The organism is Glaciihabitans tibetensis (assembly GCF_003003265.1).
Classification (GTDB): domain Bacteria; phylum Actinomycetota; class Actinomycetes; order Actinomycetales; family Microbacteriaceae; genus Glaciihabitans; species Glaciihabitans tibetensis.
Window position 1 is genome coordinate 208,734 of sequence record NZ_PVTL01000002.1, and the last position, 13,880, is coordinate 222,613.

11 protein-coding genes are annotated in these 13,880 nt (G+C 65.9%); 7 read left to right on the forward strand and 4 right to left on the reverse strand.

Annotated features, from left to right (window positions below; all coding sequences use genetic code 11):
- Positions 1-14: 14 nt before the first annotated feature.
- Complete coding sequence (locus B0I08_RS04765) at positions 15-422, forward strand: SHOCT domain-containing protein (protein ID WP_245884547.1); 408 nt, start codon at positions 15-17, stop codon at positions 420-422.
- 35 nt (positions 423-457) lie between these two features.
- On the opposite strand, the gene B0I08_RS04770 is transcribed toward B0I08_RS04765, so the two are convergent.
- The 3 genes from B0I08_RS04770 to aroA form a co-directional block, all read right to left on the reverse strand.
- The gene (locus B0I08_RS04770) at positions 458-1,252 is read right to left on the reverse strand and encodes an inositol monophosphatase family protein (RefSeq protein ID WP_106210359.1); all 795 of its coding nucleotides are present in this window, start codon (positions 1,250-1,252) and stop codon (positions 458-460) included.
- Positions 1,253-1,371: 119 nt separating this feature from the next.
- Positions 1,372-2,397, reverse strand: coding sequence for a ribosome small subunit-dependent GTPase A (rsgA, locus tag B0I08_RS04775; RefSeq protein WP_106210361.1), 1,026 nt, complete (start codon positions 2,395-2,397; stop codon positions 1,372-1,374).
- A 2-nt stretch (positions 2,398-2,399) separates the two neighbouring features.
- Entirely contained in the window at positions 2,400-3,809 is a 1,410-nt protein-coding gene (gene aroA / locus B0I08_RS04780; protein ID WP_106210363.1) for a 3-phosphoshikimate 1-carboxyvinyltransferase, read from the reverse strand.
- 210 nt (positions 3,810-4,019) lie between these two features.
- On the opposite strand from aroA, the gene B0I08_RS04785 reads away from it, so the two are divergent.
- Positions 4,020-4,640, forward strand: coding sequence for a sigma-70 family RNA polymerase sigma factor (locus B0I08_RS04785; RefSeq protein WP_106210365.1), 621 nt, complete (start codon positions 4,020-4,022; stop codon positions 4,638-4,640).
- A complete protein-coding gene (locus B0I08_RS04790) occupies positions 4,637-4,873 on the forward strand; it encodes a zf-HC2 domain-containing protein (RefSeq protein ID WP_106210367.1) in 237 nt (78 codons plus the stop codon). The genes B0I08_RS04785 and B0I08_RS04790 overlap by 4 nt, the downstream gene beginning before the upstream one ends.
- A gap of 63 nt (positions 4,874-4,936) precedes the next feature.
- On the opposite strand, the gene B0I08_RS04795 is transcribed toward B0I08_RS04790, so the two are convergent.
- Positions 4,937-8,758 (reverse strand): multifunctional oxoglutarate decarboxylase/oxoglutarate dehydrogenase thiamine pyrophosphate-binding subunit/dihydrolipoyllysine-residue succinyltransferase subunit, encoded by a 3,822-nt coding sequence (locus B0I08_RS04795; RefSeq protein ID WP_106210369.1) that lies wholly within the window; start codon positions 8,756-8,758, stop codon positions 4,937-4,939.
- 134 nt (positions 8,759-8,892) lie between these two features.
- On the opposite strand from B0I08_RS04795, the gene guaB1 reads away from it, so the two are divergent.
- The 4 genes from guaB1 (at position 8,893) to B0I08_RS04815 (ending at position 13,855) form a co-directional block, all read left to right on the forward strand.
- Positions 8,893-10,332, forward strand: a complete 1,440-nt coding sequence (gene guaB1, locus B0I08_RS04800; RefSeq protein WP_106210371.1) for a GMP reductase — start codon at positions 8,893-8,895, stop codon at positions 10,330-10,332.
- Between the two features lie 138 nt (positions 10,333-10,470).
- Positions 10,471-11,949, forward strand: a complete 1,479-nt coding sequence (locus B0I08_RS04805; protein WP_106210373.1) for a hemolysin family protein — start codon at positions 10,471-10,473, stop codon at positions 11,947-11,949.
- A complete protein-coding gene (locus B0I08_RS04810; protein WP_106210375.1) occupies positions 11,946-12,983 on the forward strand; it encodes a hemolysin family protein in 1,038 nt (345 codons plus the stop codon). The genes B0I08_RS04805 and B0I08_RS04810 overlap by 4 nt, the downstream gene beginning before the upstream one ends.
- A 50-nt stretch (positions 12,984-13,033) precedes the next feature.
- Entirely contained in the window at positions 13,034-13,855 is an 822-nt protein-coding gene (locus B0I08_RS04815) for an ADP-dependent NAD(P)H-hydrate dehydratase (protein ID WP_106210377.1), read from the forward strand.
- The last annotated feature ends 25 nt before the right edge of the window (positions 13,856-13,880 follow it).

Below are 13,880 nucleotides of genomic sequence, written 5' to 3' on the forward strand. Positions count from 1 at the left end.
CGAGAGGGACTACCGTGAATTTCTGGGACAACTTTTGGGACATTATCGGGTGGTTCTTCTGGATCTTTGTATTCACCGCCTACCTAATGGCTCTCTTCGGCATCATCGCGGATGTGTTCCGTGACCGCGAGCTGAGTGGTTTCGGTAAGGCGGCGTGGATACTATTTCTCGTCTTCTTCCCGTTCATTACGGCGCTCGTCTACCTCATCGCGCGCGGTCGCGGCATGGCCGAACGCAACATGCGGCAGGCAGAGGCCGCCCAGCACGCCACGGATGACTACATCCGCACTGTCGCGGGCTCCAGCGGTGGCTCCAGCGCGAGCGACGAGATCGCGAAAGCGAAGTCACTGCTCGACCAAGGCACCATCACTTCAGGCGAGTACAACAATCTCAAAGAGAAGGCACTCGCGCACTCGAACTAGAGCGACTTCTCGAACTGCGCGCGTCTCGAACTGCGCTATTGAGCGGCGGCGACGATCGCGAGCACCTCGGTATGGAGGGCTCCGTTCGTCGCCAATGCGCTGCCGTGCCACGGTCCATCGAGTCCGTCGACCGAGGTGAATGTGCCTCCGGCCTCTTCAATGATGGGGATGACTGCGGCCATGTCGTATGGCTGGAGGTCGAACTCTCCGACGATGTCCAGCGCCCCTTCGGCCAGCAACATGTACGACCACATTTCGCCGATCGCCCGTGAACGCCAGACCTGGCGGGTGAGCGCGATGATCTGGTCGAGTCGGCCAGCCTCGTCCCAACCGGGCAGGCTGTTGTAGCTGAGGGAGGCGTCGGCGAGGTCGCTGATTTTCGTGACATGGATCTGACGGGGCGGCTGGTCGTTCTCCCGCAACCAGGCGCCATGGCCACGGGCGGCCCACCAGCGCTTGCCGAGGGCGGGGGAGGACACAACACCCAGCACGGGAACGCCGTCGATGGCGAGCGAAATCAGCGTGCCCCAGATGGGAACACCCCGCAGGAAGTTGGCCGTTCCATCGATCGGGTCGATGATCCACTGCCGGGAGGAATCGCCCTCGGTTCCGTACTCTTCCCCAAGAATCGAGTCCGTGGGGCGCGCGGCGGCGATACCCGCGCGAATCGACCGCTCCACGGCCTGGTCCGCGTCGGTGACCGGCGTGCGGTCGGGCTTCGTTGTCACCACGAGGTCGATGGCGTTGTAGCGGTCCAGTGAGATCAGGTCGGCGTCGCCGGCGAGCGCCAAGGCGAGGCTCAGGTCATCTGAGAGAAAGAAAGCATCCACCCCGTCAGCGTAGCGCGCGGGCCGGGCGCGCCCACCGAGTCATCCCAGGGTTGGGAGCAATTCACCCCGGGGTCGAACGCAATTCACCCCAGGGTGGCGATTTACTCCAGGGTGGCGATTCACCCGAGGGTAGAGAGAAGGCGCTGAAGCGAGTCCAGACGCAGCGCACCGATCTCGCCCAGCTTTCCCTTTGCGGCCCGGTCGACCAGGTAACAGTCTGGGGAGTCGGGCAGATGGGTGCATCCCCGCGGACATTTCTCGGCCAGTTCGGCGAGGTCACCAAACGACTTGAGGATGTTGTCTGGGTTGACGTGGCCGAGGCCGAAGGAACGCACGCCCGGGGTGTCGACGATCCACCCGGTGCCGATCCGGTACGAGATGGTCGACGACGACGTGTGCCGGCCGCGCCCGGTCACATCGTTCACCCTCCCGATTGCGCGATTCGCGTCGGGCACGAGTGCGTTGACAAGTGTGGACTTGCCCACACCCGAATGCCCCACCGCGACCGTGGTGTGGCCGGCGAGCATTTCTTCTAGCTCGGCGATCGGGAATTCGTCGGTGGAACTGCGGATGACGCGAAGCTGGAGACCCGCGAAATTGGCCAGGAACTCGGTTGGATCAGCCAGGTCGGTCTTGGTGAGAACCAGGATCGGGGTGATCCCCGCGTCGAAGGCGGCCACCAGATAGCGGTCGACCAGACGGGGCCGGGGCTCGGGGTTCGCTGCCGCGACAACGATGAGCATCTGGTCAGCGTTGGCCACGATGATGCGCTCGACCGCGTCTGTGTCATCCGCGCTCCGACGAAGCAAACTGCTGCGCGGTTGCACCCTGACCACTCGCGAGAGACTCCCGTCGACGCCGGAGGTGTCGCCGACGAGATCGACGAAGTCACCGGTCACGATGGACTTGCGCCCGAGCTCCCTGGCGCGGGTCGCGATCGCGCGGTGTTCTTCTGGGCTGCCTTCGGCGACGATGACGCCGTAACGTCCCCGGTCGACGGAGATAACCCGGCCGGTGACGGAGTTGTTGTGCTCGGGGCGCTGCTTGGTTCTCGGCTTGTTTGCCTTGGGGTTGGGGCGAATGCGGATGGACGATTCGTCGTACTCTTCGTACGCCTCTTCCGGGCCGTCTGTCATCCAGCTCATTGCTACAACAGCCCGAGCGATGCGGAGCCGGCTGGGGCGTTGCCCAGCAACGGACCGGACCAGAGCTCGGGGAACTGCGGAAGAGTCTTGGCCGTGGTGCTGATGTCGTCGACGGTGACGCCGGCGACCGCCAGCCCGATGAGGGCGCCCGCGGTGGCCATCCGGTGATCCTCGTAACTTTTCCACGCACCACCGTGGAGGGGACGAGGGTCGATCGTGAGACCGTCGTCGAGTTCGGAGACCGAACCCCCGAGGGCGTTGATTTCCGCGGCAAGGGCGGCGAGGCGATCGGTTTCATGCCCGCGGAGATGCCCGATCCCGGTGATCCTGCTGGGGCTCGACGCGAACGCGGCCAGGGCCACGAGAGGGGGAGCGAGCTCGCCTCCCATGCTCAGGTCGAGGTCGATTCCGGGGAAGGACGCCCCGCCGCGGACGCCGATTCCACCGTCGACGGTGAGAGTCGTGCCGTGGCGGCTCACGCTCGCGCCGAACAGGGGAAGCAGGTGTTCCAGGTGAGCCCCGACCTGGGTGGTCGCCGCCGGCCACCCCTCGATCGAGACGGTGCCGCCGGCGACGAGTGCTGCTGCGAGGAACGGGGCCGCGTTCGACAGGTCGGGCTCGAGGGTGACGTCGAGTGCTTCGATCTCCCGTGACGGAACGATCCAGACGCCCGGTTCCGGATTCTCGACAATGACCCCGCGAGCCGCGAGGGCGGCGATGGTCATCTCAATGTGGGGGAGGCTCGGTAGGGAGCTGCCGGTGTGCCGGAGGGTGAGCCCGCGGGTGAAGCGGGGTGCAACGAGCAACAGCCCGGAGACGAACTGGCTGGAGGCGGAGGCATCGATGTCCAGCTCGCCGCCCTCGATCGAACCCGTGCCGTACAGGCTGAACGGCAGGGCACCACGGCCGTCATCGTTGACGTCAACGCCGAGTGCGCGGAGTGCATCGATGACGGTTCGCATCGGACGGCGCCGTGCGCCCTCGTCGCCATCGAAGGCGACAGGTCCGAGGGCGAGGGCCGCCAGGGGAGGCAAGAAACGCATCACGGTGCCCGCGAGACCGCAGTCGATCGAGACACCGCCACTGAGCTCGCCGGGCGTGACCAGCAGGTCTGGGCCGAACTCTCCCGCCCCGGGTACCTCCTCGATGCCGACACCAAGCTGAATCAGCGCCTGGATCATCAGGGCGCTGTCGCGGGAGTGCAGGGGAGAGCGAAGCAGCGACGGCCCGTTCGCCAGCGCCGCCAGTACGAGCTCGCGGTTGGTCAGGCTCTTAGAGCCGGGCAGTTGCAGCGACGCCGCGAGGGGACCGGTCGCTACCGGAGCAGGCCACGACCCCTCGGTGGGGTCGGGAACCGGGGCGTCGTCGCCGTAGGGGCTGAACTCGGGCTGTGCAATCTTCGATATCGCCATCGAGAACCAGAATAACCGCAGTGCAATAACTTGACCCGCGATGCGCGGCCGTTTGCGGGAAATACGTGGAATACCGGGGGAGCTTGCTCGGTTAGCACCAATGACGGCGTCGCTCTAGGCGGCCCGGAAGCCCAAGTGAAGGAAGGCATATTGACTACGCAGGCGATAGCGCCGGACCGCTCGAGTCTGAGCGATCTAGAATTGGCGCTAATGACTGAGACAATCGAGCCGGCTGACCCGAGAGCGCTCTTCGAAGAGCAGGCGATCCCCTACATGGATCAGCTGTACGCGGCTGCCATGCGGCTGACACGCAACCCTTCTGACGCAGCGGACCTTGTGCAGGAAACGTTTATCAAGGCGTTCCAGGCCTTTGGGCAGTTTCAGCAGGGAACGAATCTCAAGGCGTGGCTGTATCGCATCCAGACAAACACCTTCATCAATAACTACCGCAAGAACCAGCGAAACCCCTACCAGGGCACGATCGACGATCTTGAAGACTGGCAGCTGGGCAATGCGGAATCTGTGACGCAGAGCACGTCGACGCGTTCCGCCGAGGTGGAGGCAATTGATCACCTCCCCGACAGCGACGTGAAGGCAGCGCTCCAGTCGATTCCAGAAGATTTCCGGATGGCCGTGTACTTCGCGGACGTCGAGGGCTTCTCCTACCAGGAGATTGCCGACATCATGAAGACACCCGTTGGCACCGTCATGAGCCGCCTGCACCGCGGCCGGCGCATGTTGCGGGACCTCCTCGCCGACTACGCACGCGAGCGTGGCATCGTCGCCAAGCCTGCTGCGACCCGGCAGAAAGTTACAAGGAGCACGAAATGACCGATTGCGGTTGCGATAAAGCCAAGGCAGAACTCGAAGAGTACCTGCACCGCGAGTTGAGCGACGGAGACTTTCAGGACATCTCCGAGCACCTCGCGACCTGCCAGGACTGCTCCGACGAGCACCTCATCGGGTTGACGATCACCGAAAAAGTACGCAAGGCGTGCCAGGAAAAGGCCCCGGAAGAGCTGCGTTCCGCCGTCCTCGGGCGGCTCAGCCAGATCAGCAGCTAGCGGCGCCGTGTCGGAACCCGCCTGGGATCCCGACACGGCTGCCTGAAGCGCTGCCGCGAAGCGCTAGATCGTGAGCGCCCGGTTGATCAGCGCCGTCTGCTCCTGCGCGCTGCGCTTGTTCGAGCCGGTGGCCGGGGACGCTGACGCTCCGCGCGACGACACCTTCACCTCACGGGTGGTCACCCTTTTCGACAGCGCGAGGCTGAAGAACGGCCAGGCACCCTGGTTTTCGGGTTCGTCCTGTGCCCAGATGAGGTCCGCGTTCGGGTACTGCTCGAGAACGGAATTCAGCTCGGTGATCGGCATCGGGTAAAACTGCTCGATGCGCACGATGGCGATGGAGTCCTGGTTGTCGCGTTTGCCCAGCTCAGCCAGCAGATCGTAATAAATCTTGCCCGAGGTGAGCACCACACGCTTGACGGCGGCTTTGTCGCTGACCCGCACATCGTCGATCACCGGCTCGAACCGGCCGTGGGTGAGTTCCTCCACCTGGCTGGTTGCTCCGCGCAGGCGAAGCATCGCCTTCGGTGTGAACACGATCAGGGGGCGGCGTGGCCGGGCGTAGGCCTGGCGGCGCAGCAGGTGGAAGTACGACGCGGGTGTGGACGGACGAGCGACGGTCATGTTGTTCTCGGCGCACATCTGCAGGTAGCGTTCGATCCTCGCCGACGAGTGGTCCGGTCCCTGGCCTTCGTAGCCGTGCGGGAGCAGCAGCACAACGCCGGAACGCTGGCCCCATTTCTGCTCGGCCGAGGAGATGAACTCGTCGACGATGGTCTGGGCGCCGTTGGCGAAGTCGCCGAACTGTGCCTCCCACAGCACGAGGGCATCGGCGCGTTCGACCGAGTACCCGTATTCGAAGCCCATCGCCGCGTACTCGCTGAGCAGCGAATCGTAGATCCAGAATCGCGCCTGCTGGTCGCGCAGGTTGCCAAGCGGCAGCCATTCCTGGCCGTTCTCGCGGTCGTGCAGCACCGCGTGGCGCTGCACGAATGTGCCGCGCCGGGTGTCCTGGCCGGCCATGCGCACCGGGGTTCCCTCGAGGAGGAGGGAGCCGAGCGCCAGCAGTTCGCCGTACGCCCAGTCGATTCCGCCGCTGCGGCTCATCTCAACGCGCTTCTTGAGGAGCGCCTGCAGCTTCGGGTGTACCGAGAACCCGGCGGGCGGGTTGTCGTGGGCGTCCCCGATGAGCTGAATGACGGATGCCGACACTCCAGTCGACTCCGGTTCGCCCACCGCGTCATCCTGCTGCGAGTCCGGTCGTTCCAGATCCGCTACCGCGCCATCGTCGGCCGTGATGATCGGGATCGACCCGGTCTGCGCGGCATGTGTCTCGGCGAAAGCGCGCTCGAGACGATCCTGGAAGTCCTGGTGCGCTGCCTCGTACTCCTCGGGAGTGATGTCGCCCCTGCCCACGAGAGCCTCGGTGTACAGGGTGCGCACGCTGCGCTTTGCCTCGATGAGGTTGTACATCAGCGGCTGGGTCATCGAGGGGTCGTCGCCCTCGTTGTGGCCGCGACGGCGGTAGCAGATGAGGTCGATGACGACATCGCGGTGGAACTCTTGGCGGTACGCGAACGCCAGATCCGCCACGCGCAGCACGGCTTCGGGATCGTCGCCGTTGACGTGGAAGATGGGCGCCTGGATCGTCTTGGCGACATCCGTGGAGTAGATGGACGTGCGGCCTTCTCCGGGGGGAGTGGTGAAACCCACCTGGTTGTTGACAACCAGATGGATGGTTCCGCCCGTGCGGTAGCCGCGCAGCTGCGACATCTGGAGGATCTCCACGACGATGCCCTGGCCGGCCATCGCGGCGTCGCCGTGCACCATCACCGGAAGAACCCCGAAGGTGCCGATGGGCTTGCGGTCCTGCTTGGCCCGCACGATTCCCTCGAGCACGCCGTCGACCGCTTCGAGGTGTGAGGGGTTCGCAGCAATGTACACGGGCAGCTGGCGCCCGTCGCTGTTCGTGAAGGTTCCCTCGGTGCCGAGATGGTACTTGACGTCACCCGAACCCTGCACGGTGCGGGGATCCTGGGTGCCCTCGAACTCGCGGAAGATCTGTCCGTAGGTCTTGCCAGCGATGTTGGTCAAAACGTTGAGGCGACCGCGGTGCGCCATACCGATGGCGACCTCGTCGAGCCCGTCCTCCGCCGCGTCTTTCAACAGCGCGTCCAGCAGGGCGATGGTGCACTCGCCGCCTTCGAGGCTGAACCGCTTCTGCCCGACGTACTTCGTCTGCAGGAACGTTTCGAAGGCCTCGGCCTCGTTCAGCTTGCCGAGGATTCGCATCTGGTCGTTGTGCCCGGGCTTCGCGTACGGCTTCTCGACGTGGCCCTGGATCCAGCGGCGCTGCACCGGGTCCTGGATGTGCATGTACTCGATGCCGATCGTGCGGCAGTACGAGTCGCGGAGTGTGCCGAGGATGTCGCGCAGCAGCGCAGACTTTCGGCCGCCGAGTCCACCGGTCACGAACTCGCGGTCGAGGTCCCAGAAGGTGAGCCCGTGGCTTTCTATCTCGAGGTCGGGGTGGGAGCGCTGGCGGTACTCGAGCGGATCGACATCCGCCATCAAATGCCCGCGAACCCGGAAGGAGTTGATCAGCTCCTGCACCCGGGCGGTCTTGCCCACCGCGTCTGCGAGGTCGACGCTGATGTCGGAGGCCCAGTGGATCGGCTCGTAGGGAATGCGGAGGGCCGCGAAGATGCCCTCGTAGAAGCCGCGTTCGCCGATCAGCAGCTCGTGGATCTTTTTGAGAAACTCGCCGGAGCCCGCTCCCTGGATGACGCGGTGGTCGTAGGTGCTGGTGAGCGTGATCGTTTTGCCAATGCCGAACTCGGCGAGCGACTTCGCAGACGCGCCCTGGAAAGCGGCGGGGTACTCGAGCGCGCCAGCCCCGACGATGCAGCCAGCGCCACGCATGAGTCGCGGCACGGAATGCTCGGTTCCGATTCCGCCGGGGTTGGTCAGCGAGATGGTGTTGCCGGCGAAGTCCGCGCCGGTGAGCTTGTTGGCGCGGGCGCGCTTGACCACGTCTTCGTAGCCCACGAGGAACTCGGCGAAGTCCATGGTGTCTGTGCGCTTGATGCCGGGAACCAGCAGGGCGCGGGTACCGTCGGGCTTCGGCAGGTCGATGGCGATGCCGAGGTTGATGTGCGCGGGGGCCACCACAGACGGCTTGCCGTCGATCTCGTCGTAGAACACGTTCTGGCTGGGAAACTCCTTGAGCGTCTCCACGATCGCCCACGCGATGATGTGGGTGAACGACACCTTGCCACCGCGGGAGCGCTTCAGGTGGTTGTTGATGACGATGCGGTTGTCGATCATCAGCTTCGCGGGAATCGTGCGCACGCTGGTTGCGGTCGGCACGCTCAGGCTGGCGTCCATGTTGGCGGCGAGGCTCTTGGACATGCCGCGCAGCGGGGTCACGACCGATTCGTCGCCGTTCGGTTCATCGGTCGGCGCTGCGGCGGTGGCTTTGCTCGCGGGCGCCGTCGGCGCTTGCGCCGGAATGGGCTGCGGCTTGGCCTGCACGGACGTGGTGCGGGCAATGGGCTGCGAGGGGGAAGAAGGAGGGGAGTCGGATGCCACGGCGCCGGCTTCTGCGGCGTCGGAGGTGAGTTCGGCGGGAATCTGGGCTTCGCCGCCCAGCTGGCCCTGGATGGGGATCGACGTCGTGGGGGTTGGGTCCTTGACCGGCGGAGGCTCGGCTTCTTCGGCCTTTACCGTCGGCTGGTAGCTCTCCAGGATGGGCCACCAGGACCGGTCAACCGAATTCTTGTCGACGGTGTAGCGCTCGTACATCTCGTCTACGAGCCACTCGTTCGCCCCGAATTCCCCTGTCGTACCGTCTTCAGAGGTGACTCCGGTTACCTGGCTAGACACAGCCGACCGCCCACTTTCGTTTCACTCGATTGCGCGTGATGTCGCTTGCAACCCACTCTGGTTACATCTGTCGTTAAGCCTAATCGGTCGAGCGGTGGCCCGGCGCCGCCCGGCTGAGCGTTAGCGTTAAATTTATGGAGTTTTACGAAACAACACCGACACACGACCTCACATACTCTGATGTGTTCCTGGTCCCCTCCCGCTCGGCCGTCGCCAGCCGGATGGACGTGTCCCTTGCGCCGGGCGACGGCACCGGCGCGCAGATCCCGCTGGTATCGGCCAACATGAACTCGGTGACTGGCCCGCGACTGGCCGCAACGCTCGCGCGGCGCGGCGGTCTCGGCGTGCTGCCGCAGGACATGCCCCTGCAGGATCTCGACGCCGCGATCCGCTGGGTGAAGGACCAATCGGTACGGTTCGATACGCCACGGGTTTTCTCCCCAGACGCGACCGTCGCCGAGGCCCTCACGAAGATCCCGCCCGTTGACGGCCACGGGATCGTGCTGCAGCACGATGACGGCACCTTTTTCGACTGCCTCCCCGCGGCCCGCCTCGCCACCGCGCTGCCAGACGCGAAGCTCGGCGACCTCGTGCATGGACCCGTGGCGTCGATCGATGCCGATGACGTGACCGGACCGCGTGCGGCGTTCGACCTGATGGTCACCGCCGGCCTCAATTTCGCAACCGTTCTCTCCCACGGCGCGGTGGTGGGCACGCTCAGCCAGCGCAGCGCACTGCGCTCCACCCTGTACTCGCCCGCCGTCGACGCCTCTGGCCGGCTCCGTGTCGCCGCCGCGCTCGGGATCAACGGCGATGTCGCCAGCAAGGCGACGGCTCTCGTGGCTGCGGGAGTCGACGTGCTGGTGCTGGACACCGCCCACGGACACCAGGACGGCATGCTGCGAGCAATCGCCGCCGTTGCGGCGCTGAACCTCGGAATCCCGCTGGTCGCCGGCAACGTGGTGACGGGCAAGGCGGTGCGCGATCTGGTCGGGGCGGGTGCGTCGATCATCAAGGTCGGGGTCGGACCGGGAGCCATGTGCACCACCCGCATGATGACCGCGGTGGGTCGCCCCCAGTTTTCTGCTGTGCTCGAGACGGCCGAAGTCGCGCGCGAACTCGGCGCACACGTGTGGGCGGACGGTGGGGTTCGTTATCCGCGGGACGTGGCTCTCGCGTTGGCTGCGGGCGCAGCATCCGTCATGGTCGGCTCCTGGTTCGCCGGCACGGTTGAGGCGCCCGGCTCGCTCAGTCGGGATGAATCGGGGCGGGTGTACAAGGAGAGCTGGGGTATGGCGTCAACCAAGGCGGTGCAGCAGCGCTTCGACCGCCTCGACGCCTACGAGCTCGCACGCAAAACCCTCTTCGCCGAGGGGATCTCCAGCTCGAAGATCTACCTCGATCCGCTCCGCCCGTCGATCGAAGACCTGCTCGACATGATCACCACGGGACTGCGCAGTTCGTTCACCTATGCGGGTGCGGCCAGCGTCGCCGAGTTCCGCGAACGGGCGCTCGTCGGGGTGCAAAGCGCAGCGGGGTACGAAGAAGGTAAGGCCCTACCCGTGTCCTGGTGAGCTGGGCCGATATAGTTGATCAGATAATGGACGACCCTCCTCCTAGTACCTCGGGCCAGCCCGCACTCCTTTCCTCTCGTTTCCCGACACCCGCGCGCTCCCGGCGCCGCAGCACCGGGCCGCTCGGCAGGACCTCCGATGTATGAGCTACTGATGCTCGGTATCGGTGTTCTCCTCACCATCGGTACCGGCCTCTTCGTTGCGTCGGAGTTCGCGCTGCTGAACCTCGATCGCAGCGACCTCGAGGCGCGGCAGGCCCGCGGCGAAAGCAACCTCCGCATCACCATCGCGGCCCTCAAGATCACCTCGACCCACCTGTCGAGCGCGCAGCTCGGCATCACGCTGACAACCCTGCTCACCGGGTACACGATAGAGCCGGCGCTGAGCACGATTCTGGCCCCTCCGCTCACCTCGCTTGGGGTGCCCACGGTCGCCGTGCCGGTGATCTCCAGCGTGATCGCCATCGTCCTCGCGACCCTGGTGTCGATGATCATTGGCGAGCTCGTGCCGAAGAACCTGGCGCTGGCGCTTCCGCTCGCGACGGGAAAGGTGGTGCTGCCGTTCCAGGTCGCGTTCACCATGGTGTTCCGCCCGGTGGTCTCCCTGCTCAACAACACGGCAAACGGCATCCTGCACCTCATGGGCATTGAGCCGAAGGAGGAGCTGAGCTCCGCCCGCACCGCGGAAGAGCTCACGTCCCTGGTGCGACGGTCCGCCAAAGAGGGGAGCCTCGAGGCCGATACCGCGACCCTGCTCGCCCGAACGCTCAGATTCTCCGACCACACCGCGCAAGACGTTATGACGCCGCGCCCCCGGGTGAAGGCCGTCGACCGCACCGATCACGCGAGTGATGTCATCGCGCTGGCCCGCAGTACCGGTTTTTCGCGGTTTCCGGTGCTGGACGACAGCATCGACGAGGTGGTTGGTCTTGTGCACGTGAAGCAGGCGATCGCCGTCCCGCGGGAAAAACGCGCTGACGTACCCGTGTCTGCCCTGCTGTCAGAACCGCTGAGGGTGCCCGAGACGATGAAGCTTGACGTGCTGCTGGCCGAGCTGCGCGGGCGAAGCTTCCAGCTCGCCATCGTCGTCGACGAATACGGTGGAACCGCTGGCGTCGCGACGCTGGAGGACCTGGTCGAGGAGCTCGTCGGCGAGGTATCTGACGAGCACGATCGGACCAAAGCCGACGTCGTGCGCAGCCGGGACTGGTTCACTTTTCCCGGGATCCTCCGCCCGGACGAGTTGCTGGAACGCACGGGAGTCAGCGTCCCCGAGGACGGCCCCTACGAGACCGTCGCGGGCTGGCTGATGAGCGAGCTCGGCCGACTGCCGGTTGTCGGTGATGTCGTCACCGACGGCGGAGGCATCTTCAGGATCGAGCGGCTCGAGGGCCGGCGGATCGACCGCGTGCGGTACACCCCCACGGCAGAAGAGGTGCCCGTGACCAACGAAAGTACCGTCGTGGTCGCCGGCAGTACCGCCGTGACCCCGGCGGCGCGGAAAGAGGCCGCAAAGCGCCTCGCCGCCGACAGAAAACTCGCGCGCAGCGGCTCGTCGTCGCGCGGCACATCGTTGAGCGGCACATCGTCGAGCGGCACAGAAGAAGGCACCCGATGAACGACTGGCTCGGCATAGTGTGGCTGGTCATCCTGCTGGCGATCAACGCGTTCTTCGTTGGCGCGGAGTTCGCCATCATCTCGGCGCGGCGTTCCCAGATCGAACCGCGGGCGGAAGCCGGATCGCGGCCGGCGAGGACCGCGCTGTGGGCCATGGAGAACGCGACGCTGATGCTCGCGGCCTGCCAGCTGGGCATCACCGTGTGTTCTCTGTTGATCCTGAACGTGTCGGAACCCGCCATCCACCATCTGATTGAGCAGCCGCTCCACCTGCTCGGCCTGCCCGAACAGATGGTGAGCATCGCGTCCTTTGTGATCGCACTGCTGCTGGTCACGTTTTTGCACGTCATCTTCGGCGAGATGGTTCCGAAGAACATCTCGTTCTCGCTGCCGGAGCGCGCGGCCCTTCTGCTCGCCCCTCCGCTGGTGTTTGTCGCCACGATCTTCCGGCCGGTGATCGTGGCGCTGAACGCGACGGCGAACGGCGCGCTGCACCTGCTGCGGATCGAGCCAAAGAGCGAAGCGAACAGCAGTTTCACGGTCGACGAGGTCGCCAACATCGTCGCGCAGTCCACGCGGGAGGGGATCCTCACCGACACCACGGGAGCGCTCACCGCGGCCTTCGAATTCACCACGAAGAAGGCCAAGGACGTCGCCGTTGCCATGGAGAACCTGGTCAGCCTCCCCGAGGACGCGACACCGGCCGACGTGGAGCGCGCAGTGGCCCAGCACGGATTCTCCCGTTACGTGCTGCTCAACGGCTCAGACGAGCCCTCCGGGTACGTGCACCTCAAGGACGTCATCGACCTCGAGGACGGTGAATTCACCGAGCCCGTGCCGCCGAAACGCATCCGCCAGCTCATCTCCATCTTCCGGACGACCGACCTGGAGGATGCGCTCGCGACGATGCGCCGCTCGGGAGTGCACGTTGCGAGGGTATTCGACGAGACCGGCGCGACCAACGGCGTGATGTTCCTGGAGGACATCATCGAGGAACTCGTCGGTGAAGTGCAGGACGCTACCCGGCGCCACTAGGCAGCAACCTGCGTGGCAGCAACGCGCGCGGCAGCAACTATCGTGAGGGCATGAGCGACTACACGATCTGGGAGCCGGCCGACGCTGCCGCTCACGTGCGGGTGCCGGAACCCGGCGACGACAAGTACTCGCGCGGCGTGCTCGGGGTGATCACGGGTAGTGCCCAGTACCCGGGCGCCGCGGTGCTGGGGGTCGAGGCGGCCCTGCGCACCGGGGTGGGGATGGTGCGCTACGTCGGGCCGAAAAGCGTTGGTCGCGCGGTGCTCGCACGGCGTCCGGAAGCGGTCGCCGGCGCCGGCCGGGTGCAGGCCTGGCTGATCGGCTCCGGGATGGACCACGCCAGCCGATCCGCCGCCACGGGCGACCGCATGGCGGAGGCGCTGCGGCAAGAGCTGCCCACCGTGCTCGACGGGGGAGCGTTCGACCTGTACACGCGCAGCCACGGCCCCACCGTGCTCACCCCGCACTACCGCGAGCTCGCCCGGGTGCTCGACTCCTCGGTGGAGGAGATCGCCGCCGATCCCGGAGCCGCGGCCGCGCACGCCGCCGATACCCTCGGGGTCACCGTGCTCCTCAAGGGGCACACCAGTTACGTCGCCGGTCCGGGAGGGCTGAGGCTGGCATCATCCACCGCCCCCTCCTGGCTGGCAACTGCGGGCGCGGGCGACGCGCTCGGCGGAATTCTGGGGGCGCTGGTCGCGACGCACTATGAAGACATCCTGGCCGACCCGGCGGTGCTCGGGCGGCTGGCGGCGTCGGCGTGTGTACTGCACGGGTTGGCTGCCGAACGAGCCTCGGGCGGAGGACCGCTCACCATCCTCGACCTCGCCGCGGCGATACCGGCAACCATCTCCGACCTGCTCGCGCACTGAGCGGGCGCGGGAGGGCGCGGGAGGG